This is a genomic window from Ectopseudomonas chengduensis (genome assembly GCF_900102635.1).
Lineage (GTDB): Bacteria > Pseudomonadota > Gammaproteobacteria > Pseudomonadales > Pseudomonadaceae > Aquipseudomonas > Aquipseudomonas chengduensis.
In genome coordinates, this window is sequence record NZ_FMZQ01000011.1 from 179,889 (window position 1) to 205,110 (window position 25,222).

Below are 25,222 nucleotides of genomic sequence, written 5' to 3' on the forward strand. Positions count from 1 at the left end.
GCCGTTGTAGGAGGGGCTTTAGCCGCGAGCTTTTCCAACACCTGAGGCGGTCTATGCCCTTCGCCAACGACCTGATCGAACACAACCGCGAGCACCTGATCGAGCAGGGCGCCGCGACCCGGCTGCAATCGCGTTTCCTCTTCGAGACCACGGCAGTCATGGCCCTGCTGCATTCGCGCATCGTCGGTCAGGACGCGGTGCTGGCGCAGGTCGAGGCCATGCTCAAGGTGGTTAAGGCCGATATCGGCGAGCGCGAGCGGCCACTGGCGGTCAACCTGTTCATGGGCCCGACCGGTGTCGGCAAGACCGAGATCGTGCGCTTGCTGGCGCAGGCCATCCATGGTCGTGTCGATGCCCTGTGCCGCATCGACATGCACACCCTGGCCCAGGAACACTACGCCGCCGCTCTGACCGGTGCGCCGCCTGGTTACGTTGGTAGCAAGGAAGGCACCACGCTGTTCGATGCCGAGGCCATCGCCGGCAGTTTCGGCAGGCCCGGCATCGTGCTGTTCGACGAGCTGGAGAAGGCCAGCCCCGAAGTGCTGCGCAGCCTGCTCGGCATTCTCGAACATGGCCGCCTTACATTGACTGCCGGCAGTCGCACCCTGGATTTCCGTAACAGCCTGATTTTCATGACTAGCAACGTCGGTGCGCAGCAGGCGCAGCGCTACCGCGAGCGTTTCACCCGTGGTTGGCGGCGCTGGCTGGGGCTTGCTCCGAAAGGCGAAACGGCGCTGCTGGAGCAGGTGCTGCACGAGCGTTTCGAGCCGGAATGGCTCAATCGCCTCGACCGCATACTGGTGTTCGAACGTGTCGATGAGCAATGGCTCGATGCCTTGCTGAACATCGAACTGGACAAGCTCAATCAGCGCCTGGGGCGCCAGGGCCGCTCGCTACAGGTGGAGCACAGCGCCCGCGCCTGGCTGTGCCGCGAGCATGATATCCGCTTCGGAGCCAGGGCCCTGGCGCGCCGTATACGTACCGAACTGGAACCGGCAATTGCCGAGCGGCTGTTGGCTGAGCCAGCTGCGACGCGACTGCTCTGTACCTGCGAGCACGATGCCCTGCAGATAAGGCCGCGTTCTTCGTAGGAGTCGGCTTGCCGGCGATGCTTTTTAGTCCGCCATGATCGCCGGCAAGCCGGTTCCTACAAACGAGTAGTCGTGCAGACCTTTAGTGATGCTCACGCGTGGCGCGGAATATCACTTCCGGCCAGCGCTCTTCCATCAGGCTCAGGTTAACGCGGGTCGGGGCGAGGTAGGTGAGGTGACCACCGCCGTCGACGGCGAGGTTCTCGTAGGCCTTGTCCTTGAATTCCTTGAGCTTCTTCTCGTCGCTGCACTCGATCCAGCGCGCCGACCAGACGTTGATCGCCTCGTAGGCGCATTCCACCTTGTATTCCTCCTTCAGGCGGCTGGCGACCACGTCGAACTGCAGCACACCGACCGCACCGAGGATGATGTCGTTGTTGCGCTCGGGGAAGAACACCTGGGTGGCGCCTTCCTCGGCCAGCTCCTGCAGGCCCTGACGCAGCTGCTTGGATTTCAGCGGATCCTTCAGGCGCACGCGGCGGAACAGCTCCGGGGCGAAGTGCGGGATGCCGGTGAAGCCCAGGTTCTCGCCTTCGGTGAAGGTGTCGCCGATCTGGATGGTGCCGTGGTTGTGCAGGCCGATGATGTCGCCGGCGTAGGCTTCTTCCAGGTGTTCACGCTCGCTGGAGAAGAAGGTCAGGGCGTCGCCGACGCGCACGTCCTTGCCCAGGCGCGCGTGGCGCATCTTCATGCCCTGGGTGTACTTGCCCGAGCAGATGCGCATAAAGGCAATCCTGTCCCTATGCTTCGGGTCCATGTTCGCCTGGATCTTGAACACGAAGCCTGTGAACTTCTCCTCGGTCGGCTCCACCGTGCGCTCGTTGGCTGCGCGTGGCAGTGGGCGCGGGGCCCAATCGACCACGGCGTCGAGCACATGGTCGACGCCGAAGTTGCCCAGCGCGGTGCCGAAGAATACCGGGGTCATCGTGCCCTTGAGGAAGGCGTCGGGTTCGAAGGCGTGGCAGGCGCCCTGCACCAGTTCCAGTTCTTCCACGAAGCGCTCGTACATGTCGCCGAGGTGCGCGCGGGCTTCGTCGGAATCCAGCTTCTGGATGATCTTGGCTTCGGTGCGCTCGTGGCCGTGGCCCGGCGTGTAGACCACGATGTAGTCGCCGCTCAGGTGGTAGACGCCCTTGAAGTCCTTGTAGCAGCCGATCGGCCAGGTGATCGGCGCGGCCTTGAGCTTCAGCACCGCCTCGATCTCGTCGAGCAGCTCGATGGGGTCGCGGATGTCGCGGTCGAGCTTGTTGATAAAGCTGACGATGGGCGTATCGCGCAGGCGGCACACATCCATCAGGGCGATGGTACGCGGCTCGACGCCCTTACCGCCGTCGAGCACCATCAGCGCACTGTCCACGGCGGTCAGGGTGCGGTAGGTGTCTTCGGAGAAGTCTTCGTGGCCGGGTGTGTCGAGCAGGTTGATCATGTGCTCGCGGTAGGGGAACTGCATCACCGAGGTGGTGATGGAAATGCCGCGTTGCTTCTCCATCTCCATCCAGTCGGAGGTGGCGTGACGGTCGGATTTACGCGACTTCACGGTCCCCGCGACCTCAATTGCCTTGCCCATCAGCAGCAGCTTTTCGGTGATGGTGGTCTTACCGGCGTCCGGGTGGGAAATGATGGCGAAGGTACGGCGCTTGGCGACTTCGGCGGCCTGGGTGGTCATGAATATGTGCCTGGATGGAGTCGTTGAGGGTGCCTTGGCACCCGTAAAACGCGGGATTATACCGATAACTGCGAGCTCTGGCGGAGAGCGGCTATCGGTTTTCAGATGGGCCGGTAGGTGATGCTGCCGGGCCGTGCCGTAGATGCGTAAATAACGCGTAAATGAATGGTTATGAAAATTATTCCCATATAGAGTGGCCGCCCGTCGCAGTGGGTCAGGGCAAGGGTGGCTCCGTCGTGTTCAAGAAAATCATCTTCCAGTTGCACTGGTTCTTCGGCATCAGTGCAGGCCTGGTGCTGGCCGTCATGGGTATCACCGGTGCCCTTTACAGCTTCGAGGGTGAGATCACCCGGGCGCTCAACGCCGAGCGCTGGCAGATCCAGTCCAGCGCACAGGGGCATCTCACCCCAGGTGAGCTGGCTGCGAAGATCGAGGCCGCTACCGCAGATCGTGTCACCGCACTGTGGGTCGATGGTCGCCACGACGGACCTGGCACCGCTTTCCTCGTACCCCCGCCGGGCGAGCGGCGTGGGCCGCGCATCGTCTTCGACCCCTATACCGGTGAAGTCCTTGCCGAGCCCGTTGGCCAGGACTTCTTCCACCTGATGCTGATGTTGCACCGCTTCCTGTCCATGGGCGAAGTGGGCAAGCAGATCACTGCCGCCAGCACTCTGGCGCTGCTGTTCTTCTGCCTCTCCGGCCTCTATCTGCGTTGGCCGCGCAAGGCGCTGAGCTGGCGCACCTGGCTGACCCTGGACTGGAAGAAGAAGGGCCGTAGCTTCAATTGGGACCTGCACGCTGTAGCCGGCACCTGGGTGCTGCTGTTCTATCTGTGTGCCGGGCTCACCGGTTTGTATTGGTCCTATGACTGGTATCGCGAAGGGCTGACGCGCCTGCTCTCCGATACGCCGCTCGAGCAGCGCGGTGAGCGTGATCGTCGCGTACGTCAGGCACCCAGCGGTCCTGCGCCGGAAGTTGACTACGATGCTGTATGGCAGAGCATCCAGCAGACCGCCGGGCCCAAGATGATCGCCTGGAATCTGCGCCTACCTCCGGTGGCCGGACAGCCGGCGACGGTCTTCTACATGCTCGATGGCGCCGAGCATGTGCGCGCCTTCAACCAGTTCCAGATTGATCCGAAAAGCGGCGAAGTCAGCCGCCATGAGCGCTACGTCGACAAGAGCTTCAAGGCGCAATTGCTGACCAGCATCTATGCGCTGCATGTGGGCGAGTACTTCGGTATGCCCGGGCGCATCCTGATGATGCTGGCCACGGCGGCCATGCCGCTGTTCTTCATTACCGGCTGGCTGCTGTACCTGGATCGCCGGCGCAAGAAGCGTGCGGCGCTGGCTGCGCGCGGTACGCTGAAAACGGATGATTCAGGCGAAGGCTGGCTGGTCGGCTTCGCCAGCCAGAGCGGCTTCGCCGAACAACTGGCCTGGCAGAGCGCCGGGCAGTTGCAGGCCGCCGGTATCCCGGTGCGGGTCGAGCCGCTGTCGCGCCTCGATGCCGGCAGCCTGCGCCAGACGCGCAAGGCGCTGTTCGTGGTCAGCACCTTTGGTGACGGCGAGGCGCCGGATGCCGCGCAGGGTTTCGAGCGCAAGGTGCTGGGCGGCTCGCTGCCGCTCGAACAGCTGAGCTACGCCGTGCTGGCGCTGGGGGATCGGCAGTACCAGCATTTCTGCGGTTTCGCCCGCCGCATCAACGACTGGCTGGGGTTGCAGGGTGCACAGCGTCTGTTCGACAGCATTGAGGTCGATGGCGACGACCAGGCCGCGCTGCAGCGCTGGCAGCAGCACCTGAGCGCGCTGACCGGAGCCGCGCCGATTCGCTTCGAGGAGACGCCGTGGCAGAGCTGGCCGCTGGCCGAGCGGCGCCTGCTCAATCCTGGCAGCCAGGGGGCGCCGGTTTTCTTCATCGGCCTGATGCCGCCTGCGCAGAGCACCTGGCAGGCGGGCGACATCCTGGAAATTCGCCCGCGTCACGCCCCGGCGAGGGTGCAGGCCTGGCTGCAGCACTACGGCTGCGACGGCCTCGAGCCGGTGACCCTTGATGGCCAGGCGATGAGCCTGAGCGAAGCCCTGGCGGAACGGCAATTGCCGGACAGCTTCGCTCACCTGGTCGGCTTGCACGCCCAGGCGTTGATCAATGCGCTGGTGCCGTTGGGCACGCGGGAATACTCCATCGCCTCGGTGGCGGCCGATGGCGTGCTGCAGTTGATAGTGCGCCAGGCCGTCCAGGTCGACGGCCGCCTTGGCCTCGGTTCCGGCTGGCTGACCGAACATCTGCCTGCAGGCGGGCAGGTGCTGGCGCGGGTGCGGCGCAACAGTGGTTTCCATCTGCTGGACGACGACCGCCCGCTGATCCTGATCGGCAATGGCACCGGCCTGGCCGGGCTGCGTTCGTTGCTGCGCGCGCGGGCACTGGCCGGGCAGACACGCAACTGGCTGCTGTTCGGCGAGCGTAACCGCGCCTGCGACTTCTTCTGTGGCGACGAGCTGCAGGCGGCGCTGGCCGCCGGCGAGCTGAAGCACCTGGATCTGGCGTTCTCCCGCGACCAGGCCGACAAGCTCTACGTGCAGGATCGGCTGCGCGAGCAGCACCAGCGTCTGCATGCCTGGCTCGCCGAGGGCGCGGCGATCTACGTCTGCGGCAGCCTGCAGGGCATGGCCGGCGGCGTCGATGCGGCGTTGCGCGACTTGCTTGGCGACGAGGTGGTGCAGGAGCTGATCGAGGAAGGTCGATATCGCCGTGACGTGTACTGAAATAGTGGGGGCGTTCTCGGTGCTGCAATGGCCCTGAAACAAGGCTGCACCAAACTGGCTGAAAGCCCCGCCTGTTCAGCATTTCAGGACGTTTTGTGTGATATCTGGAACGAGATGAAATTAGGCAGAATTTCCGGTTGATCTGAGGGGCGCATGGTCTTAAAGTCCGCGCCCGAACGTCCATGCTGGAAACGATCCATCCGGCTCAAGTACTGACGACGAGAGGTTGCCGGCCGCCGAATGGTCGGTACCGGTGATGCTCGGCGACATGCCTTGGGAAGTAGGCGAACCAAAGTGGGGAAACTGTCAGACGTTCAGGCCAGCGCTTAGCGGCCAGCCCCGAGACGTGGCGGAACCTGTAAGCGGTTCTGCTGCCCGAATCAATGTGTTCCCGGTTTTGCCATTGGAGTCCCCAGCATGTCGATCAAGGTCGAAGACTACTACGCACCCGCCACTTTCCAGCGCATGAAGGCGTTCGCCGATCAGCACGAAACCCCGTTCGTGGTGATCGACCGGCAGATCATTGCCGATGCCTACGATCAACTGGGCAACTGCTTCCCGTTCGCCAAGATCTACTACGCGGTCAAGGCCAACCCGGCCACCGAGATTATCGAGCTGCTGCGTGACAAGGGCTCGAGCTTCGACATCGCCTCGATCTACGAGCTGGACAAGGTGATGGCCACCGGCGTTGGCCCGGAGCGCATCAGCTATGGCAACACCATCAAGAAGTCCCGTGATATTCGCTACTTCTTCGACAAGGGCGTGCGCCTGTTCGCCACCGACTCCGAAGCCGATCTGCGCAACATCGCCAAGGCCGCGCCGGGTTCGAAGATTTACGTGCGCATCCTCACCGAAGGCTCGACCAGTGCCGACTGGCCACTGAGCCGCAAGTTCGGCTGCCAGCCGGACATGGCCCTGGACCTGCTGATCCTGGCCAAGCAACTGGGTCTGGTGCCTTACGGCATTTCCTTCCACGTAGGCAGCCAGCAGCGCGATATCGATGTCTGGGACGCCGCCATCGCCAAGGTCAAGGTGATCTTTGAGCGTCTGAAGGAAGAGGACGGCATCACCCTGCAGATGATCAACATGGGCGGCGGCTTCCCGGCCAACTACATCCAGCGCACCAATGACCTGGAAACCTACGCCGAAGAAATCACCCGCTTCCTCAAGGAAGACTTCGGTGACGAGCTGCCGGAAATCATCCTCGAGCCGGGCCGCTCGCTGATCGCCAACGCCGGCGTGCTGGTCTCCGAAGTGGTGCTGGTGGCGCGCAAGTCGCGTACTGCGGTCGAGCGCTGGGTGTATGCCGATGTGGGCAAGTTCAGCGGTCTGATCGAAACCATGGACGAAGCCATCAAGTTCCCCATCTGGACCGAGAAGAAGGGCGAGATGGAAGAGGTGGTGATCGCCGGCCCGACCTGCGACAGCGCCGACATCATGTACGAGAACTACAAGTACGGCCTGCCGCTGAACCTGGCCAGCGGCGACCGCCTGTACTGGCTGTCCACCGGTGCCTACACCACCAGCTACAGCGCGGTGGAATTCAATGGCTTCCCGCCGCTGAAATCCTACTACCTGTAAGGCGCTGCAGCCTTAACCGTAGCCGGAGGCCACCCTGTAGGTGCTATGCCTGCCATGCTGCGTGACAGACGCCCACTTCGTGTGGGCGTTTTCATTTCTGCCCAGAGCCTCTCACCTGGGCTGAATCAGCGACCTAGAGCGCTCCATCTGGAACAGGGGGAAAGGCGCTGACATTTTTGTTACAAACAAGTTTATGTAAATCATTCGCAAAGATTGATTAAGATTTAATCTCAAATACTATCGCGCGCAGTTTCCATCTGGAGTGACTCTCGTGAGCGATAAACACAACAAGCGTGCACCTTTCCCCCAGCGTCGTCTGCTGGCCTCGGCCGTCAGCCTGGCCCTGCTGTCCGGTTTCGCCGTGGCCCAGGAGTCGGCAGTCGAACTGGACGACGTAACCGTTCAGGGGCAGCAGGACAAGGGCTTCAAGGTCGACAAGGCATCTTCGCCGAAACAAACCGCTGCACTGCTCGATACACCGCAGACGGTCAACGTCATTCCGGAAACCCTGTTCCGTCAGCAGAACGCCCGCACCCTGACCGATGTCCTGCGCAATACTCCCGGCATCAGCTTCGAGGCTGGCGAAAACGGTTTCGCCACCGGCACCAACAACTTCAGTCTGCGTGGTTTCAACACCAGCGGCAGCCTGTTCATCGACGGTGCGCGTGACAATGGCAGCTACACCCGCGACGTGTTCAACGTCGAGCAGGTCGAGGTGTTCAAGGGGCCGGCAGCCGACAACGGCCGCGGTGGCGCCGGTGGTTACGTCAATCAGGTGACCAAGACGCCAACCCTGGAAAGCTTCATCGCCGGCGGCGCCAGCTTCGGCTTCGACCAGTACGACTCCGAGCCGCGCCGCCGTGCCACGCTCGACACCAACCAGATCATCAACGACAGCAGCGCTTTCCGTCTCAACCTGCTGGTCGAGGACAGCGGTGTCGCGGGCCGTGAGCACGCCGAGAAGAACAGCTGGGGTATCGCCCCGTCGGTGGCCTTCGGTCTGGGCACCGACACTCGCGCCATCGTCGCTTACGAGCACGTCGAGATGAACGACCGCCCGGATCTGGGTGTGGCCGGCGTGACTCTGCGTGACCAGCTCAAGGGTGCTAACACCCCGCTCGATTCCTCGGTGTGGTCGGCTGATCGCGACAAGTACTTCGGCCTCAAGTCCGACTTCGACGACACCACCAGCGATGCGTTGATGTTCCGCCTCGAACATGATCTGTCCGCTGGCGTCACCATCAGCAACCAGACGCGTCTGGCCCGTGTTGACCGCCAGGCGCGTTACACCCACGTACTGGATGACGACAACAACGCCAATGCTGCGCTGGTCAACGTACAGCGTCAGCAGTATGACCGCGTCAATACGTCGCTGAGCAACCTGACCAACCTGTCCACTCAGTTCGATACCGCCGGGCTGCGCCACAACCTGTCGGCTGGGCTCGAGCTGAGTCGCGAGAAGTCCGAGTCGCTGGGCTTCGCGTCGCAGACGCTGCCGGGGCTGGTCAACGTCTTCGATCCGGACTGGGAACGCAGCGTGCCGGCCGCTCTGGCCCCGCGTGATCTCACCAAGGTCGACGTCGATACCGCCGCGCTCTATGTCTACGACACCATCGAGATCAACCCGCAGTGGCAGGTGACCGGTGGTCTGCGCCTGGAGCAGTACCAGGCGAGCATCAGCAACAAACGCTTGGCTGGTGGTGCCGCACCGGGTGACGACTTCGACGACACCGAGCTGAGCCTCGGCGGCAAGCTGGGCGTGGTGTACAAGCCGCTGCCCAACGGCAGCGTCTACGCGGCCTACGGTGTATCCACCCAACCGCCGGGCTCGTACCTGTCCAACTCGGATATCTCGCGTACTGACCAGGGCCTGCCGGCGCTGATCAAGGGCGCCGATCCGGTGCGGGCGCACAACTACGAGATTGGTACCAAGTGGGACTTCTTCGACAGCCGCCTGTCGACCACCGCTGCTTTGTTCTACACCGAGAAAAAGAAGGTGGCGATCACCGGTCTTGACGTCGGTCAGACCGGACCTGCCACGCTCAAGGGCTATGGCGAGCAAGTGGTCAAAGGCCTGGAACTGGGCGCCAGTGGCAAGATCACCGACAACTGGGATGTCTTCGGCGGCATCGTGTTCATGGACAGCGAGCGCAAGCACAGCGCGTATCTGGATGACGTGCGTCGTCGTGCCAACAGTGGCGACTACGGCAGTGAGCTGCGCACCGACGGTGACGAGCTGGCCTTCACGCCCAAGGTCTCCGGCAACCTGTGGACGACCTACCGCCTGCCCGTCGGTCTGACCCTGGGCCTGGGCGCCCAGCACGTTGGTTCGTCCTACCTGGGGCGTCCGGATGACGTCGAGCGTATTGTCGCCAATGGTCGCTACGGGCGTGTGCCGAGCTACACCACCTTCGCCGCGATGGCCAGCTATGAGGTCAATGCCAATGTGGATGTGCGCCTGAACATCGACAACCTCACCAATGAGGAATACGTCAGTTCGGCCAACTGGCAGGGCCGCCGTGCATTGCTGGGTGATCCGCGTACCTTCACGCTGAGCACCAATTTCCACTTCTAAGCACGCTTGAGTGGTACAACGCCCCGATTGCAGCGCTCTCGGGGCGTTTTCATTTTGGTGGCGACAGCAGATCGGGCTTCTGTCCGAGTGCTGCAGCCCTTTAGAATCATTCGCAACGGCGATTGGCCCTGGAGAACCCCGAACATGATGCTGAGCATTCCCGACGTGCTGAATGCCGAACAGCTGCAGCAGTGCCGCACCGCGCTCGCAGGCGGCAACTGGCAGGATGGCCGGCTGACGGCTGGGTACCAGGCGGTGAACGTCAAGGCCAACCAGCAGCTCGCTCAGGATGATCCACTGACGCAGCAGCTGGGCGATTTCATCCTGGCCTGCCTGGCCCAGCATCCGCGTTTCATGGCTGCCGCGTTGCCGCTGAAAGTGGTGCCGCCGCGTTTCAATCGTTACGCCGAGGGCGGCACCTACGGCGACCATATCGACAATGCGGTATTCAGCGTGCCGGGCACGCCGCATCGTATTCGTGCCGACCTGTCGGCTACTCTGTTCTTCAGCGAGCCGGACGAGTACGAAGGCGGTGAACTGGTGGTGCAGGACCAGCGCATCAAACTGCCGGCCGGCCATCTGGTTCTCTATTCCAGTGGCAGCCTGCATCGGGTCGAACCGGTGACCCGTGGTGCGCGTATGGCCTCGTTCTTCTGGGTGCAGAGCCTGGTGCGCCAGAACGAGCAGCGCAGTGTGCTGCTGGAACTCGACGACAGCATCCAGGCGCTGCGCCAGCAGGTGCCTGACAGCCCCGAACTGATACGGCTGACGGGCATCTACCACAATCTGCTGCGGCAATGGACGCAGACCTGAGCGCTCGATCCATCGCCCTGATCGAACGTTGCCCTCCACGCACCGACCCGCCGAGAAACAGCATGCCATTGCCCAAGCTGCAGCAGATTCCGCCGACCATCGCCGCTGTCGTCGACTACGAGCCCTATGCCCGCGAACGCATGAGCGAACAGGCCTGGGCCTACCTGGCCGGCGGCGCGGCGGATGAGCTGACCCTGGCGGACAACCGGGCGGCGTTCGAGCGTCTGCGCCTGCGTAGCCGGGTGCTGCAAGACCTGAGCGGCGGCAATACGCGCCTGCGTCTGTTCGGCCAGGATTTCGCCCACCCGATCTTTCTTGCGCCGGTGGCGTACCAGAAGCTCGCCCATCCCGATGGCGAGTTGGCCAGCGTACTTGCGGCGGCTGCACTGGGCACGGGCATGGTGGTCAGCACCCAGGCCAGTGTCGAGCTGGAAGCCATCGCGGCGCAGGCGCAGGCGCCGCTGTGGTTCCAGCTGTATATCCAGCCTGATCGCGAGTTCACCGCGGCCTTGATCCGCCGTGCAGAAAGCGCCGGCTACCAGGCGCTGGTGCTGACGGTGGATGCCCCGGTCAACGGCGTGCGCAATCGCGAGCAGCGCGCCGGCTTCGCCCTGCCGGCGGGCGTCGAGGCGGTCAATCTGCGTGGGATGCGACCCTTGCAGGCGCAGGCCGACCCGCAGAACAGTAGCCTGCTCCTGGGCGGCCCACTGCTGGCCGCGGCACCGACCTGGGCCGACCTCACCTGGCTGCGCGAGCAGACGCGTTTGCCCATTCTGCTCAAGGGCATCTTGAGCGGCGCCGATGCCGAACAGGCGCTGGCGGCGGGCGTGGATGGCCTTATCGTCTCCAACCATGGCGGGCGTACGCTGGATGGCCTGCCAGCGACCATCGAGGTGCTGCCCGAAATTGCGGCAGTTGTGCAAGGACGGATGCCACTGTTGCTCGATGGTGGTATTCGCCGTGGCAGCGATATCCTCAAGGCGCTGGCGTTGGGAGCGGATGCCGTGCTGGTCGGCAGGCCCTACGTCTTTGGTTTGGCAGCGGCCGGTGCGGTCGGGGTGGCGCATGTGCTGCAACTGCTGCGCGCGGAGCTGGAGGTGGCCATGGCTCTGACCGGTTGCGCCGACCTGGCCAGCATCGGGCCGGATGTGATCTGGCGTCCTGCCACTCGCTAGACGAACGTTCTTTGGCAGATGGCTTCTACGGCCAATGTTTGCGCCATGCCGAGTTGGCTACGACTTACTACTCGATGATCTGCCGCTGATGACTGCAGTGGTGTGGCTTCCCACCTGCAGGGTCGGCAATTGCTAGAAAGCAGAACGCCAGCCCCAGGGCTGGCGTTTTGCGTTGTGGGGTGACAGTCAGAATTCGACTACTGCCGACAGCCACAGGCGGCGACCTTCTTCCACGGTGCCGGTGGTGGACTGGCCGCTCTGGATGTAATAGGACGACCAGGCCGGGTTGCCACTGTTGTCCGTATACACCTTGCCGTCGAGGAAGTCCTTGTCGAACAGGTTGTAGATGCTGGCGTTCAGGGTCACGTTCTGCGAAGCCTTGAACGAGCCGCCGAGGTGGAATACTTCGTAGGCCTTGAGGTCGCCGACCTGTTCATGGACTGCCAGATCGGCGGCCGACAGGTTGGCCGTGCGCTGCAGGAAGCGGGCACGTTCACCCCGGTATTCGCCGGAGAACCAAAGGCTCAGGCGGTCGGTCGGCTTCCAGTTCAGCTTGGCATGCGCCATGTGCTGAGGCGTGTTGGTCAGCGGTGCGCCCTTGTTGGCGCCGCTGCTCTGCTCGCTGTCGGTGTAGGTGTAGTTGCCCGACAGCGTCCAGCCCGGTGCGAACTGCCAGCTACTGGCCAGTTCCAGGCCTTGGGTAACGGCCTCATCGACGTTGACCAACGGCGCACAGCCGGGGTTTGGGGTGCCGTTGGTGTTCTGATTGTCCAGGCACAGCGGGTGATCGACGATGTTCGGGCCCGTTGCGATCTTGTCCTTGAACTTGTTGTGGAACAGGGTGGCATTGGCCTTGAAGCCAGCGAGGCTGTCGAAGTAGGCACCAATCTCGGTGCTGGTGCTGGTTTCCGGCTTGAGGTCCGGGTTGCCGACCGTGACTGCGCGACCCTGCGCGGTGATGCCGTTGATGCCATCGTGCAGGTCGTTCAGGTCGGGCGTTTTATAGCCACGGCTGACACCACCCTTGAGGGTCCAGTTGTCGGTGGTATTCCACACCAGGTAAGCGCGCGGGCTGACATGGCCGCCGAAGGTTTCGTGATCGTCGTAGCGCACGCCGAGGGTGAGTGCGAGATCGTCACGCAGGCGCCATTCGTCCTCGGCGAACAGCGCCCACATGCTTTGCTCGTAATCCTTCTGCGCCAGGCTGTCGGTCATCTCGGCTTCCCACCATTGACCGCCAATGCTGGTGATATGGCTTTCACCCAGCGGGGCGACCAGCTTGGTGTCGAGCACCAGATTGCTGGTTTTCAGTTCGCGATCATCGCCGACGACGGCCCAGGGGGCGGAGGGCAGCGGCTGGCCGATATCGCCACCGGCGTTACGGCCGGGGATGGTGCGTCCGAAGGTTTCCGTGGTGCTGTGGGTCAGGCTGCTGTCCCAGGTGCCGAAGCCCAGGCGTGCGGTGTGGCTGAGGGCGTACTGATCGCGCTCGAAGCGCAGCTCTTCCTTATAGCCGCTGGCGCGGGGAGCAGTCGGGCCGCAGCCGGTGGTGGGGGCGCTGTTGCCCGTGTTGGTGCCGTCGAGGCTGCCGAGCTGGCAATCGTCGTTGTTGTAAACCTGGCGACCGCGTTCGATATCGAGCGCGAAGTCATGATCCTCATGGGGGGTGAAAGTCAGCCGGCCTCCGACGTTATTGTTGCGACCCTCGACCGGCGAGGCGCCGCGACGGCTCACCGTGCTGTCGTTGTCGAAGCTCAGGTCCGACGCGTTGCGATCATACAGACTGCCACGCAGTTGCAGGCCGAGCAGGCTGTCGACCAGTGGGCCACTGGCATACAGGCTGGCCTTGCTGGCATCGCCGAAGTCGTGGTTCTCCTGATAGGTATGATCCAGGGTCAGAGAGCCCGCCCATTCCTTGCCGACCTTGCGGGTGATGATGTTGATCACCCCGCCCATGGCGTCGGAGCCATACAGGGTCGACATTGGCCCGCGGATCACTTCGATACGCTCGATGGCCGACAGCGGCGGCATGAAGCTGGTGGAGGTTTCGCCGAAACCGTTGGGCGTGACGTTGCCGGCTGCATTCTGCCGGCGGCCATCGATCAGGATCAGGGTGTACTCGCTGGGCATGCCGCGAATGCTGATGTTCAGACCGCCAGTCTTACCGGTGCCCTGGCGTACGTCGATGCCTTCGACATCCTCGAGTGCCTCGGCGAGATTGCTGAAGCTCTTCTGCTGCAACTCCTCGCGGCTGATCACGCTGATGCTGGCCGGGGCTTCGGTGATCTTCTGCTCGAAGCCGGAAGCACTGACTACCACATCGCCCAGGGCGATAGGCTCGTTTGCCTGGGCGCCGAAACTGGCGGCCAGAGCAATGGCGCTGGCCAAGGCGGTGCGGGAATTGAGGGCGGACATCGATCTACTCCTGGCAGTAAGAGGGTGCAGGCGGAACGGTTGCAAACGGCCGGGATGATAGTGATTTGCATATAAGGTTCAATTGCGGATGATATCGATGGGCATGGCAACCGGCTGGAGAGGCCGTGGTGGTTGGGCTGCAGGCAGGTGTAAATTTTGTAAATGCGATTAATTCTCGAGTGTTGCTCGGGCTTTACGCAGGCTTTCCAGGCGCTCTAAGCTGCCGGCATGAACCCTATTCTTCTCAACTGCGACATGGGCGAGGGCTTCGGCGCCTGGCGCATGGGCGACGATGAACTGGCCATGCCGCTGATCGATCAGGCCAACCTGGCGTGCGGCTTCCATGCGGGCGATCCGCTGATCATGGCGCGCAGCGTCGAGCTGGCGGTGGCGCATGGCGTGAGCATTGGTGCGCATCCTTCCTATCCGGATCTGCAGGGCTTTGGTCGGCGTCATCTGCAGTGCTCGCCGGAAGAGGTTCGCGCGCTGGTGCTGTATCAGGTGGGGGCGCTGGATGCCTTTTGCCGAGCGCGCGGCTGTCAGCTGGCTTACGTCAAACCGCATGGCGCGCTTTACAACGATCTGGTTCGTGATGATGCGCTGCTCACCGCGGTACTCGATGCCTGTGCCAGCTACCGCAAGGGCCTGCCGCTGATGGTGCTGGCGCTGGCTGACAATGATCGGGAGCTGCGTCTGGCCGACGAGGCCGATGTGCCGCTGATGTTCGAGGCGTTCGCCGACCGCGCCTATCTGTCAGATGGGCAACTGGCGCCGCGCCGGCTCAGCGGCGCGGTGCACCATGATCCCGAGCGAATCCTGGACCAGGCGTTGGCCATTGCCAGCGGCGAGTCCTTTGCCGACATCGATGGCAAGCCGCTGCGGCTGCGGGCTGACAGCCTCTGCGTGCATGGCGACAATCCCGAGTCGCTGGCGGTGTTGCGCCGTTTGCGCGCGCGGCTGGATGCGCTTTGAGGGGTCAGATGGGCTGCCAGTCCAGGGTCAGCTCCTCCTGCCAGGCGAAGCGTTCGAAGTGACTGCCGACGACACCCTCCAGGCGTTGCAGGTCTTCGCTGTTGGCGCTTTCCACCTGTAGGCGCAAGCCCTGGTTCTCCGCCTTCAAGGTCGCCACACCGGCGCCGAATTCGATACGGCCCTGGTGCTCGTCGAAGCTGACTGGAATCTTGTGCGCGAAGTGTTTGCACAGACGGCTGATATAGCGCGCCGGGGTATCGGTAGCGACGAAGGCACTGCTGCTGAATAGGGTCATGCAAAATCCTCTTGGGCTGTGTCTTTCCTGATAGCTGCCGTGTTGCGACAGCGCGGCGTGGTTCAGTACGCCAGGGTAAAGCGTTGGCGAATGTGCTGCGGCTGCTCGACTTCGTCCAGCAGTGCTACGGCTAGGTCGGCCACCGAAATGCTGCCCGGCTCATCGCCATTCATAAGCAACTCGTCTCGGCCCAGGCGGAACTTGCCGGTACGTGGGCCTGGAACGAGCAGTGCGGCTGGTGAGAGAAAGGTCCACTCCAGATCCTGTTCGCCGCGCAGGATTTCCAGCGTCTGGCGCGCACCTTCGGCGCCTTCCTTGTAATCGGCAGGAAAGTCCGGTGTATCGATCAATTGCACGTTGGGGGCGACGTACAGACTGCCGGCACCACCGACCACCAGCAGACGTTTGACGCCTGCCTGCTTGCTCGCCGCGATGATCGAGCGGCTGCCGGCGATGAACTGCTCGCGAATCTCCGCCACGCCCCAGCCTGGGTTGAAGGCGCTGATTACCGCGTCGTGGCCGTGCAACTGCCGGGTCAGTGCTGCGCTGTCGTGAACGTCCGCCTCAACGACGGTGAGTTGCGGGTGTACGCTCAGCTTTTGTGGCTGGCGTACCAGCGCGGTGACCTGATGACCGCGACTCAGTGCCTCTTGCAGCAGCGGCGCGCCGACATAGCCAGTGGCACCGATCAGTGCGATTCTCATTGGGATAATCTCCAATAGTGACGATGAACACATGATCGCTGCTGGATAAACCCCGGAAAAAGTGGCCTGATGCACATGGATAATTAAGCGGGACTTCATAATGGAGCAGCTCAAGCGCATGGCGTTGTTCGCCACCGTGGTGCAGAAGGGTTCGATGGTCGCGGCTGCCGAAGCCATGGGCATGACGGCTTCGGCGGTCAGTCAGCAGATACGCCGACTGGAGGAGGCCACTGGCGTCACGCTGCTGCACCGCACCACACGCAAGCTGACCCTTAGCGAGGCGGGTGCGCAGTTCTATGAAAGCTGCCGACAGATAGTCGAGCTGGCCGAGCAAGCGGAGCAGCGCCTGGCCGAGCAGCGTGATGCGCCAGTGGGCGAGTTGCGTGTCGCCGCCCCGGTCGGGTTTTCCGGGCCACTGCTGAGCGAAGCGCTGGCGCCGTTGCTCAGTGCTCATCCGGGGTTGAGCCTGAGCCTGTTCTTTCACGATGAACAGATCGACCTGATCGAGTCGCGCATTGATCTCGCCATCCGTGTCGGCCGCCAGGAGGACTCCAGCCTGGTGGCCCGTTACGTGACCGATTGGCGCATGATCCTGTGCGCCGCTCCGGCCTACCTGGCACGCGTCGGTTTACCAATCGAACCGTCGCAATTGCTCAAGCTCGACTGGATCGGCCTACATCTGGAACGCAGCCAGCACCTGACCTTGCTTGGCCCCGGTGGAGTGCAGCAGCGCCTGCGGCTGGAGACGCGCATCAGCTGCAACAACATCCTGGCCGCGCGCCAATTCACGCTGGCGGGTATGGGCGTGTCGCTGCAGCCGGTGCCGGAAGTCCGTGAACTGCTGGCTCGCGGCGAGCTGTTGCCGCTGTTGCCGGATTGGCAACTCGAGCCTATCGGTCTGCATATCGTCACGCCACGGCGCGATGCGCAACCGGCCAAAGTGCGCTATGCCATCGAGGCGCTCAGGCGTCATCTGGTCAGTGCATGATGATCAACAGTCGGCATACGCCTCTGGCTATGCGAGGATGGCGCCATAATCATTTTCTCCGTCAGAAAGGACCCGTGATCCACACCGATGAAGACGCCCAAACGTATTGAACCCCTGGTCGAGGATGGCCTGGTGGATGAGGTGCTGCGACCACTGATGAGTGGCAAGGAAGCAGCGGTCTATGTGGTGAGGTGTGGCGACGAGCTGCGCTGCGCCAAGGTCTACAAGGAAGCCAACAAACGCAGCTTCCGCCAGGCATCCGAATATCAGGAAGGCCGCAAGGTGCGTGGCAGCCGCCAGGCGCGGGCCATGGCCAAGGGCAGCAAGTATGGGCGCAAGGAGCAGGAGCAGGCCTGGCAGAATGCCGAGGTCGCCGCGCTGTTCCGCCTGGCCAATGCCGGTGTGAGGGTGCCCAAGCCCTACGACTTTCTCGACGGCGTGCTGCTGATGGAGCTGGTGGGCGACGGCGAGGGCGATGTTGCGCCGCGGCTCAATGACGTCGACCTGCACCCGGACGACGCCCGTGAATTTCACGCCTTCATGATCCAGGAGATCGTCAAGATGCTCTGCGCCGGCCTGGTGCACGGCGACTTGTCGGAGTTCAACGTGCTGCTCGGCCCTGAGGGCCCGGTGATCATCGACCTGCCGCAAGCCGTGGACGCCGCCGCCAACAACCACGCCTTCAGCATGCTCGAGCGCGACGTGCGCAACATGGCCGAGTACTTCGGCCAGTTTGCCCCGGAGCTCAAGTACACCAAGTACGCCAAGGAAATGTGGGCGCTGTACGAGGCTGGCAAACTGCTGCCCGATACGGCGTTGACCGGCGAGTTCGCCGAGCCTGAGGACGCTGCCGACATCGACGCGGTGATGCGCGAGATCAAGGCCGCCCTGGCCGAGGAAGCGAAAAAGCAGGCGCTACTCAACGCCGAAGACGAACCCAAGGACGCCGAACCGATACCGCCCTGGATGCGCTGATAAAGCTTTTGCCGAGCTCTGCTCCGTAGGGTGCGCCGTGCGCACATCCTCACGCTGCTCCCGGTGCCATGGGAAGGGCTTTAGAACTGGCGTCGCCACTGACGTAGGGCGGGTGCAACCCGCCGTTGTCGGTCTGGCGGGTTTCACCCGCCCTACGGCTGACGGTGCGACGAACATCCCGCCGCGCCGCAACTCACTCCTTCCTCCAGGCCCTGCAGAATCGGACAATCCGGCCGGCTATCGCCCTGGCAACTGTTCGCCAGATCCACCAGCGTATCGCGCAAGGCGCTCATCTCGGCGATCTTGCGTGAAAGAGTGGCGATATGCTCCTCGGCCAGCGCCTTCACATCGGCACTGGCGCGCTGCTTGTCCTGCCACAGCGCCAGCAGCTTGCCGACTTCTTCCAGAGAAAACCCCAGATCCCGTGCGCGTTTGATAAAGGTCAGACGGTGCAGATCGCCCGCGCTGTACTGCCGATAACCACTCTCCGACCGCCCGGCATGGGGCAGCAGGTCGATGGACTCGTAGTAGCGAATCATCTTGGCACTGAGGCCGGTGTGTTTGGCGGCTTGGCCGATGTTCATGGTTGATTTCGCATCGAATGGAATGACGGGGAAGTATCTCAGAAATATCCAAGGGTCTTCCCCTCCGGCGGAGTAGTCAGTCGTACCATTTCACTGCTGCGGTCTACCTCTTTTTCGCGCCTGACCTCAGGAGAGATGAGCAAACCGGTCATGCGTACTGGCGAGCTGGAGGGCTGGAAATTTTGGCCAGCTGTTCTGCCTCTCGGTTCTCATCCAGGGAGCGCCATTGAGCTACCAGCTCATGCAGATCCTCTCTCTCGATCAAGTCGCCAAAAACGTCTTGGGCGGTCAGCGGTCGTTCTGCCTGGTTTAGCAGGCGCATCTTGGCACGCTCCAGTGCTTCACGCTGTTGCCGGCCCAGGGTTCGCGCCAGGGTGATGCCCTCGTTATACATCTGCCTCAGCTGCAGATCGGATTTGTTGTAGAAGCGCGTGTCGTGACGCTTTCTGATTTCATGGCGGAATTCGACGAAGCTGCGTGGTTGCCAGCTAGCCAATTGTTCTTCAGCACGCTGAATCAGGTTGTGGATGTCCTGAATCTCGGCGGGAGAGAACAGCGCACCTTCGCGATTTTCCACGCCGGCATGCCAGCGCAGCAGGGTGGTGAGCATGGCGCGGCTGTAACCGCCGTCGCTGGAGTGTTCCGCGGCGGAGAATGCCTGGTTCACCAGCGACATGCGCTTTGGCATGTCGCCCTGCAGATCGACGGCTCCGGTATAGCTTGCACAGGCCCGCTCATCGAGAATTGCGCAGCCGGGTTGCCAGAGAATGGCTGTCTCGCTTCCGGCCCCCGGTTTGCGCGGCACGAAGTGGCGTTGCTCGCCGTGGTGCTCGTAAGGGTCGCCCTTCAAATTGAGCAGGCCACCCAACAGCAGTGCGATACCCAGCAGCGGAGAGCTGAACAGCGCCACGGTGCCTGCACTGGCCAATTTCCACTCGGCGTCCATCCAGGTGAAGGGCACGGCGGGCACCGGGTCGTTATGGTTGACCAAGCGATGATGCGGCAGGGCTGCGGCGGCCTGGACGAAGGCGCGGTCGCCTGCGCGAGGGGCGCCGAAGGTGTAGAGCTGGATATTCTGAGACCAGTTCGTTCTTAGCCACTCAGCTAAAAGCAGAGCGATGGCTCCGCCAAGACTGTGTCCGCAAACGATTACGGTCTGTTCATCCGTATAGAACGCCTCCATATAGCGCTCGACGAATACCTTGGCCGCCTGGAAGGCGCCGTAAAACCCCCGGTGAGCCTGGCCGACCCCTTCGGCGTAGGGCACCTGGCGGGCATCCAGGTCGCGCAGGATATCCGGGGTTTCCTGGGTGCCGCGTACCGAGATCAGCAGCACCTTGTCGTTGTGGGTGATGAAGGCCTGCGTCTCGGTCTTCTCGTCATAGAGAAAGTGCACGTCCTCCGGGTTGTTCCAGCCATTTTCCGCTTCGGCCTTGTAGCGTTCGGGGTCGTGGGGCATGACCTCCAGGCGCTTGGAGTAGGGTACTTCCTCGCAGAGCAGGTGGTAGCTGGCGGTATTGAAAAGCGTGGGCCTGGCCAGGCGTGCAAGCTGCTCGCGCAGTACATGGCCGATGCTGCCCTGGAGGGTATAGGGCGGGGCTGTCGACACATAGCGCTCCTTCGGCTGCTTGGCCTTGCCGAAGGGGGCGTAGACGAAGGTGCTCATCACCGCCAGGTGATAGGCGTTCAGCGCGCAGAAGGCCTTGTCGTGCGACAGCAGCGGGCTGTAGGCGCGCAGCGCCTTGACTTCGAGCAGGTGGTGCAGGTTGGGCGCCAGTGCCACGCCGGTGCGTTCGGCGGCCAGGCCAGCGTTCTGCTTGAGCACGGTGGATGGGCGTGGCCACCAGTCACTGTCGGCATCCGGCAGATGCTCCTTGGCCTCGACGAAGTCCCTGACCTCCACCCTCAGAAAACGGGCGTTTTCCCGTGTCGCGCGTCCCTCCGCCAGGTAGGTTTTGCCATCGGGGTTGCGAGGGCCGGATGGGGAATGTTCGGCGGCGACTTGTAGGGCTGTCAGAGGGAGTTGAAAGGATTTTCGGTCAAGAAAATGTTCGTACCATTTGTCACCGCCACGATAGTCAGTCAGAAGAGAAAGAACCGATGGGCCGCAGTAGATATTTTCAACACGCGCATATCCATCCTCGTCCAAGGCTCCTTCGTACTGTTGACCTTGGCTGTCATGCAGCATGTAGGGCAGGCCGGCATAAGGGTTTCCTTCGCCATGTTCGTCGACCAGCCGGAAACTGACCCAATTTCCCCGTAGGGGGCAATCCAGCATTTCCACCCTGTTCGTTTTAGTCGAGTCATTCATCCCTGATCACTCCGTGCAGTTGGGGTAGACGGTGCATTCCTGCCCGTTCATCTGGAAGGTTTTGAACGCAGGTGGGTTCTGGCAGCGATCAGATGATTCCGTTCCCTGGCATGGGCGCCAACCTGCATCGGTCTTGATCCAACGCCTATCATAAGAGGGCTCTTCCTCCGGGTTTTCCCGAAAGTTCAGGCGAACCGTCTTACCTGGCAGCTCATCGGCTACCAGATAGGCGCCTGCACCTTTGCAGCTCAGGAGCTTGCTGATTTGACCTTGTCTGGAATGAGCTTTGCTGAGCTGAAACAGCCATGTGCACTCGGCCTGCTTGGTCAGGGTACCATCGGCTTCGAAGCTCGGCGCCCCCAGTGGGAGAGTTTCTACCAGCGTCAGGCCGCCGTTGTCGTAGGTACGCTGCCAGTCCTTGTCGCCATAGCGACCATGGATAAACAGCCCGACCCGCCCCAGGCGCATCTCGCAGAGTCCATCGCGATAACTGACGGGGATGTTGAAGCGGTACTGCTGCGGTGTGCTCTGGAAATCGCTCTCGAAGGAACGAGCCTGGCTGCGGCCATTGCAGTTATTGGCCACGTCGTAGTGGGCCTGGGCCTTCAAGGCGAAATCGGCCGGCAGTTCCCCCTCCAGGGTGAAACGCTCGCCGGTAAGCGGCGCGAGCGAGCTGCAGGCACTCAGTGACAGCCCCAGCAGCGGCAGCCATAACACATGGATAATGGGCTTGTTCATCCCTGATTCACTCCGTGCAGTTGGGGTAGACGGTGCATTCCTGCCCGTTCATCTGGAAGGTTCGAAACTGTGGTGGTTCTGTACAGAGTTCTTCGAATTGTGTGCCCCAACGTCCGGTACAGGGTTTCCAGCCTGACGGGGTCTTGATCCAGTAGCCCCGCATGTAAGGGCGTTCTTCTCCAGTCATTTGGAAATCTAGGCGAACCGTCTTACCTGGCAGTTCATCGGCTACCAGATAGGCGCCTGCACCTTTACAGTTAAGGAGCTTGCTAATTTGACCTTGCCTGGAATGAGCTTTGCTGAGCTGAAACAGCCATGTGCACTCGGCCTGTTTGGTCACGGTGCCATCGGCTCCGAAGCTCGGCGCTCCCGGTGGCAGGGTTTCTACCAGCGTCAGGCCGCCGTTGTCGTAGGTACGCTGCCAGTCCTTGTCGCCATAGCGACCATGGATAAACAGCCCGACCCGCCCCAGGCGCATTGCGCAGAGTCCGTCGCGGTAACTGACGGGGATATTGAAACGATATTGCTGCGGTGTGCTCTGGAAATCACTCTCGAAGGAACGGGCCTGGCTGCGGCCATTGCAATTATTGGCCACGTCGTAATGGGCCTGGGCTTTTAGGGCGAAATCGGCCGGCAGTTCGCCCTCCAAGGTGAAACGCTCGCCGGTAAGCGGCGCGAGCGAGCTGCAGGCGCTGAGGGCGAAGGGCAGTGTGCCGATAAGCAGCCAGGTGGGGTTGCCGTGCCGCATCATGGTCAGGCCTCCGCGGAATCGATCAGGCTTTGGCAGCGGATGAAGTGCTGCTCGGGCGTTTCCCCCTCCCGTGCCGGCCAGGCCGGGTGCGACGCCAGTTCGGGAGTCAGTTGGTGGCGAATGAGGAAACGTACCTGCTCGGGGGATTGCCATTGCCAGTTTTTGGCCTTGGCCAGTTGCCCGTCCAGCCAGTCGTCCAGCGGTTCTGAGTCCGCCAGCCGAGCGGTGTCGGTCGCATGTCGTTGCCAGAGCCATTGCAGCAGGTTGTGACGCACGATCCGCTCGGCGACGGGTTGCCGTTCGGCGATCTCCTGCCATGGGGTCGGAAATGGCCGCAGGCAGGGGCCGGGAGCGGGATTGTCGAAACTGCTCCAGGCTGCTCCATCCCAGCACAGGGCACTGGTAAGAGGGCCCAGGAGCAGGGAGATATCCTCGGGCGGCAAGTGAGCCAGGTGGTGCGCTATCACCCGGTTGTCCTGCAGGCGGTACAGTGCACGCTGGCCGTCGTTTTCGATCAGCATACGTTCCCGCCAGTGCTGGGTGAGCAGCTCCCGGTCGAAGCGCTCGACGCTGGCCAGCCAGCCCCAGTTGCGCTGAGGATTGGCCAGCAGGTCGTCGATGAAGTCCGACTCGCCATCGGGCAGACGTGCCAGCCAGGGGGCGACCGGCGCCAGGTCGGCGAATTCCGTACCCAGGTAGAGGTTGAGATGATCCTGCGCCAGGCCAGCGCCGAATAGTGCCACGACCGGATCTGGCTCGGCGAGAGGGTCGAGGACGATCAGCAGGTCGCGCTGCAGGGAAAACTGCCCTGTTATCCACTCGCGAGCCTGATTCGATGAGGCGTCGAGTTGGAGGTCGTCATGCCGTTTCATGCGAACCTCCATATGAATAGCGTTTTGCATTGCCGGGCGTCGGTCTTGATGGCGGCGATCATGGGCGGGAATCCCTGGCCGGAGCCGGTAGGTCGCATATGCCCTCGCGGCAGGCTTCGCAGATCGGGCAGCGGCTGGCGCCCAGTTCCCGGGCCTGGCGCGCGATCTGCAGCTGTACGTTGGCCAGCGCCCGTTCAGGCTTGGCGCCGGCCTTGTCCTGATCGGCTGCCCACGGAATCACCGGCATCAAAATCTTTAATCCCGTTCCACTACCCGGCCCTCCCCCCGAATTCATCTTGATCGTCGCCCCGCTCAGGGTCACGCCGCTCGGGTCAAGCTTGAGGAAGCTGCCGCCGCCTGCGGCGGTGAGCTCCATGCCGGCGTCGATCACCACCTTGCTGCCGGCGTTGTAGTGAATCTCGTTGCCGGCTTCGATGAACAGGCCGGTGCCAATCTTGTTGTGCTGGGTGACGGCGACGGTGAGGTGGTCGTTGGCGCGCACTTCCACCTTGCGGTCGAGGTCGGTGGTACGGTGTTCTTCGGCCTGAAGTTCGGTGTAGCTGTTGGCTTCGACCGTATCGTGGCGCTCGTTGCCGACGCGGATCTTCTGGTTGTTTTCGATGTTTTCGTCCCAGTCACGCTGGGCGTGGATGTAGATCTGCTCGGCGCCCTTGCGGTCTTCGATGCGAAATTCGTTGTAACCGCCACCGCCCGGGCTGCTCAGGGTCTTGAAGACGCTGCGGGTCTTGTTCGCCGGCAGGTCGTAGGGCACCACGTGCTCGGCGTGGTACAGGCAGCCGGTGATCAGCGGCTGGTCGGGGTCGCCTTCGAGGAAGGTGACCAGCACTTCCATGCCCACGCGCGGAATGGCCACACCGCCATAGGCGTCGCCGGCCCAGTTGGAGGCCACGCGCAGCCAGCAACTGGTGGTGTCGTTACCCAGGCCTTCGCGATCCCAGTGGAACTGCACTTTCACCCGGCCATATTGGTCGCAGTGGATTTCCTCGCCAGCCGGGCCGGTGACCACGGCGGTCTGGCTGCCCAATACCTTGGGTTTGCGATGTTCGAGCGCGGGGCGGTAGGGGATGTCCCAGGGCGTGGCGGTAAAGCGGTTGCGGTAGCCCTGCTGGAAGCCATCACCGGGCTGGGTGTTGCTGGTCACCGACTCTTCCAGTACCTGTGGCTGCTTGCCTTCGTGGATGACTTCATCGAGTAGCCAGAGGTCGTTCCACTGTGCACGCGGATGACCGGCGAGGGCGAGGAAGTGGCCGCTGATCAGGTAGGCGTCGCTCTGGCCTTCAGCCAGTTCGTAGTCGCTGCGCAGACGCTCCAGGCTACGTTTGGCCAGGTGCTTGCCGCGTGTGCGGTCGGTGAAGCGACCAGGGTAGTCGTAGACCTCCAGTGCCGGGCTGAACTCGCTGCGGTAGTCCGCCTCCATCTGCAGCTTGGGCTGCTCGAAGTCATAGTCGCGCCAGGTGGCGTGGGTGCTGCGGGTTTCCAGGCGCACGCCAAAGGCGCGCACCACTTCGTGATCAGCGGCCAGGCCGCTGCCCTGCTGGTAATTCAGCGGAGCGAGCTTGGGGAAGACGCTGGCGTCGTCGCCAAACACCAGGCGATGGCTGTCTTCGCTGTGTTGGAAGTGGAAGCTGATGCCTTCTTCCTCGCACAGGCGCTGGATGAAGTGCAGGTCGCTTTCGTCGTACTGCACGCAGTAGTCGCGTTCGGGATAGATATAACCGAGCTGGAATTGATAGGCGTCGCTCTGGATGCCATGGTCTTCGAGGACCTGGCTTATGATCTGTGGCACCGTCAGGTGCTGGAAGATGCGCTGGTTGTAGCGGTGAGCCAGGTAGGCGAGTTGCGGCCGCAGGCTGATGCGGTAGCGGGTCAGGCGTTTGCCGGAGTCGCCTTGCGTGATGGCGTAGACCACGCCATGCACGCCTTTACCGGA

The 25,222-nt window shown here is 62.6% G+C and carries 19 protein-coding genes; 9 read left to right on the forward strand and 10 right to left on the reverse strand.

The annotated features are described in order from the left end of the window. The first annotated feature begins 53 nt into the window (after nucleotides 1-53). Entirely contained in the window at nucleotides 54-1,091 is a 1,038-nt protein-coding gene (locus BLS08_RS17720; protein WP_017678858.1) for an AAA family ATPase, read from the forward strand. A gap of 82 nt (nucleotides 1,092-1,173) precedes the next feature. Here the strand turns inward: BLS08_RS17720 and BLS08_RS17725 are convergent, their stop codons facing one another. Further along, nucleotides 1,174-2,757 (reverse strand): peptide chain release factor 3, encoded by a 1,584-nt coding sequence (locus BLS08_RS17725; protein ID WP_017678859.1) that lies wholly within the window; start codon nucleotides 2,755-2,757, stop codon nucleotides 1,174-1,176. 236 nt (nucleotides 2,758-2,993) lie between these two features. On the opposite strand from BLS08_RS17725, the gene BLS08_RS17730 reads away from it, so the two are divergent. The 5 genes from BLS08_RS17730 to BLS08_RS17750 all read left to right on the forward strand — a co-directional run bounded on the left by BLS08_RS17730 (nucleotide 2,994) and on the right by BLS08_RS17750 (nucleotide 11,666). Further along, complete coding sequence (locus BLS08_RS17730; RefSeq protein WP_026088763.1) at nucleotides 2,994-5,522, forward strand: sulfite reductase flavoprotein subunit alpha; 2,529 nt, start codon at nucleotides 2,994-2,996, stop codon at nucleotides 5,520-5,522. Between the two features lie 417 nt (nucleotides 5,523-5,939). Further along, nucleotides 5,940-7,103 carry a type III PLP-dependent enzyme gene (locus BLS08_RS17735; RefSeq protein WP_017678861.1) on the forward strand — a complete coding sequence of 388 codons (1,164 nt, stop codon included), beginning with the start codon at nucleotides 5,940-5,942 and terminating at the stop codon, nucleotides 7,101-7,103. A gap of 271 nt (nucleotides 7,104-7,374) precedes the next feature. After that, nucleotides 7,375-9,678 carry a TonB-dependent receptor gene (locus BLS08_RS17740; protein ID WP_017678862.1) on the forward strand — a complete coding sequence of 768 codons (2,304 nt, stop codon included), beginning with the start codon at nucleotides 7,375-7,377 and terminating at the stop codon, nucleotides 9,676-9,678. Between the two features lie 144 nt (nucleotides 9,679-9,822). After that, nucleotides 9,823-10,491, forward strand: coding sequence for a Fe2+-dependent dioxygenase (locus BLS08_RS17745; RefSeq protein WP_017678863.1), 669 nt, complete (start codon nucleotides 9,823-9,825; stop codon nucleotides 10,489-10,491). Between the two features lie 62 nt (nucleotides 10,492-10,553). Continuing rightward, the gene (locus BLS08_RS17750) at nucleotides 10,554-11,666 is read left to right on the forward strand and encodes an alpha-hydroxy acid oxidase (protein WP_017678864.1); all 1,113 of its coding nucleotides are present in this window, start codon (nucleotides 10,554-10,556) and stop codon (nucleotides 11,664-11,666) included. 186 nt (nucleotides 11,667-11,852) lie between these two features. Here the strand turns inward: BLS08_RS17750 and BLS08_RS17755 are convergent, their stop codons facing one another. Further along, the gene (locus BLS08_RS17755; RefSeq protein ID WP_017678865.1) at nucleotides 11,853-14,081 is read right to left on the reverse strand and encodes a TonB-dependent receptor domain-containing protein; all 2,229 of its coding nucleotides are present in this window, start codon (nucleotides 14,079-14,081) and stop codon (nucleotides 11,853-11,855) included. 228 nt (nucleotides 14,082-14,309) lie between these two features. Here BLS08_RS17755 and BLS08_RS17760 point away from each other — a divergent pair, with 228 nt between their 5' ends. Next, complete coding sequence (locus BLS08_RS17760; protein WP_026088764.1) at nucleotides 14,310-15,053, forward strand: 5-oxoprolinase subunit PxpA; 744 nt, start codon at nucleotides 14,310-14,312, stop codon at nucleotides 15,051-15,053. Nucleotides 15,054-15,057: 4 nt separating this feature from the next. On the opposite strand, the gene BLS08_RS17765 is transcribed toward BLS08_RS17760, so the two are convergent. Then, the gene (locus tag BLS08_RS17765; protein WP_017678867.1) at nucleotides 15,058-15,348 is read right to left on the reverse strand and encodes a DUF2218 domain-containing protein; all 291 of its coding nucleotides are present in this window, start codon (nucleotides 15,346-15,348) and stop codon (nucleotides 15,058-15,060) included. A 62-nt stretch (nucleotides 15,349-15,410) separates the two neighbouring features. Next, entirely contained in the window at nucleotides 15,411-16,052 is a 642-nt protein-coding gene (locus tag BLS08_RS17770; protein WP_017678868.1) for an NAD(P)-dependent oxidoreductase, read from the reverse strand. A gap of 100 nt (nucleotides 16,053-16,152) precedes the next feature. Between BLS08_RS17770 and BLS08_RS17775 the strand changes: the two genes are divergently transcribed. Then, nucleotides 16,153-17,040, forward strand: a complete 888-nt coding sequence (locus BLS08_RS17775; RefSeq protein ID WP_017678869.1) for a LysR family transcriptional regulator — start codon at nucleotides 16,153-16,155, stop codon at nucleotides 17,038-17,040. Nucleotides 17,041-17,127: 87 nt separating this feature from the next. Then, the gene (locus BLS08_RS17780) at nucleotides 17,128-18,015 is read left to right on the forward strand and encodes a PA4780 family RIO1-like protein kinase (RefSeq protein ID WP_017678870.1); all 888 of its coding nucleotides are present in this window, start codon (nucleotides 17,128-17,130) and stop codon (nucleotides 18,013-18,015) included. 152 nt (nucleotides 18,016-18,167) lie between these two features. Here BLS08_RS17780 and cueR read toward each other — a convergent pair whose 3' ends face one another. The 6 genes from cueR to BLS08_RS17815 form a co-directional block, all read right to left on the reverse strand. Further along, nucleotides 18,168-18,599 carry a Cu(I)-responsive transcriptional regulator gene (gene cueR / locus BLS08_RS17785; protein WP_017678871.1) on the reverse strand — a complete coding sequence of 144 codons (432 nt, stop codon included), beginning with the start codon at nucleotides 18,597-18,599 and terminating at the stop codon, nucleotides 18,168-18,170. Nucleotides 18,600-18,747: 148 nt separating this feature from the next. Then, entirely contained in the window at nucleotides 18,748-20,502 is a 1,755-nt protein-coding gene (locus BLS08_RS17790; RefSeq protein ID WP_017678872.1) for a lipase family protein, read from the reverse strand. A 414-nt stretch (nucleotides 20,503-20,916) separates the two neighbouring features. Next, on the reverse strand, nucleotides 20,917-21,648 hold the full coding sequence (locus tag BLS08_RS17800) for a hypothetical protein (RefSeq protein WP_017678874.1): 732 nt from the start codon (nucleotides 21,646-21,648) through the stop codon (nucleotides 20,917-20,919). Between the two features lie 7 nt (nucleotides 21,649-21,655). After that, nucleotides 21,656-22,399 carry a hypothetical protein gene (locus BLS08_RS17805; protein WP_017678875.1) on the reverse strand — a complete coding sequence of 248 codons (744 nt, stop codon included), beginning with the start codon at nucleotides 22,397-22,399 and terminating at the stop codon, nucleotides 21,656-21,658. Between the two features lie 2 nt (nucleotides 22,400-22,401). Further along, entirely contained in the window at nucleotides 22,402-23,271 is an 870-nt protein-coding gene (locus BLS08_RS17810; RefSeq protein WP_017678876.1) for a DUF4123 domain-containing protein, read from the reverse strand. Nucleotides 23,272-23,329: 58 nt separating this feature from the next. Further along, the coding region (locus BLS08_RS17815; protein WP_090337077.1) for a type VI secretion system Vgr family protein at nucleotides 23,330-25,222 on the reverse strand (1,893 nt) is incomplete at its 5' end.

Coding starts and splice junctions, on each gene's coding strand:
- BLS08_RS17720 (WP_017678858.1), top strand. CDS start 54: ATGCCCTTCGCCAACGACCTGATCGAACACAACCGCGAGCACCTGATC.
- BLS08_RS17725 (WP_017678859.1), bottom strand. CDS start 2,757: ATGACCACCCAGGCCGCCGAAGTCGCCAAGCGCCGTACCTTCGCCATC.
- BLS08_RS17735 (WP_017678861.1), top strand. CDS start 5,940: ATGTCGATCAAGGTCGAAGACTACTACGCACCCGCCACTTTCCAGCGC.
- BLS08_RS17745 (WP_017678863.1), top strand. CDS start 9,823: ATGATGCTGAGCATTCCCGACGTGCTGAATGCCGAACAGCTGCAGCAG.
- BLS08_RS17750 (WP_017678864.1), top strand. CDS start 10,554: ATGCCATTGCCCAAGCTGCAGCAGATTCCGCCGACCATCGCCGCTGTC.
- BLS08_RS17755 (WP_017678865.1), bottom strand. CDS start 14,081: ATGTCCGCCCTCAATTCCCGCACCGCCTTGGCCAGCGCCATTGCTCTG.
- BLS08_RS17760 (WP_026088764.1), top strand. CDS start 14,310: ATGAACCCTATTCTTCTCAACTGCGACATGGGCGAGGGCTTCGGCGCC.
- BLS08_RS17765 (WP_017678867.1), bottom strand. CDS start 15,348: ATGACCCTATTCAGCAGCAGTGCCTTCGTCGCTACCGATACCCCGGCG.
- BLS08_RS17770 (WP_017678868.1), bottom strand. CDS start 16,052: ATGAGAATCGCACTGATCGGTGCCACTGGCTATGTCGGCGCGCCGCTG.
- BLS08_RS17775 (WP_017678869.1), top strand. CDS start 16,153: ATGGAGCAGCTCAAGCGCATGGCGTTGTTCGCCACCGTGGTGCAGAAG.
- BLS08_RS17780 (WP_017678870.1), top strand. CDS start 17,128: ATGAAGACGCCCAAACGTATTGAACCCCTGGTCGAGGATGGCCTGGTG.
- cueR (WP_017678871.1), bottom strand. CDS start 18,599: ATGAACATCGGCCAAGCCGCCAAACACACCGGCCTCAGTGCCAAGATG.
- BLS08_RS17800 (WP_017678874.1), bottom strand. CDS start 21,648: ATGAACAAGCCCATTATCCATGTGTTATGGCTGCCGCTGCTGGGGCTG.
- BLS08_RS17805 (WP_017678875.1), bottom strand. CDS start 22,399: ATGATGCGGCACGGCAACCCCACCTGGCTGCTTATCGGCACACTGCCC.
- BLS08_RS17810 (WP_017678876.1), bottom strand. CDS start 23,271: ATGAAACGGCATGACGACCTCCAACTCGACGCCTCATCGAATCAGGCT.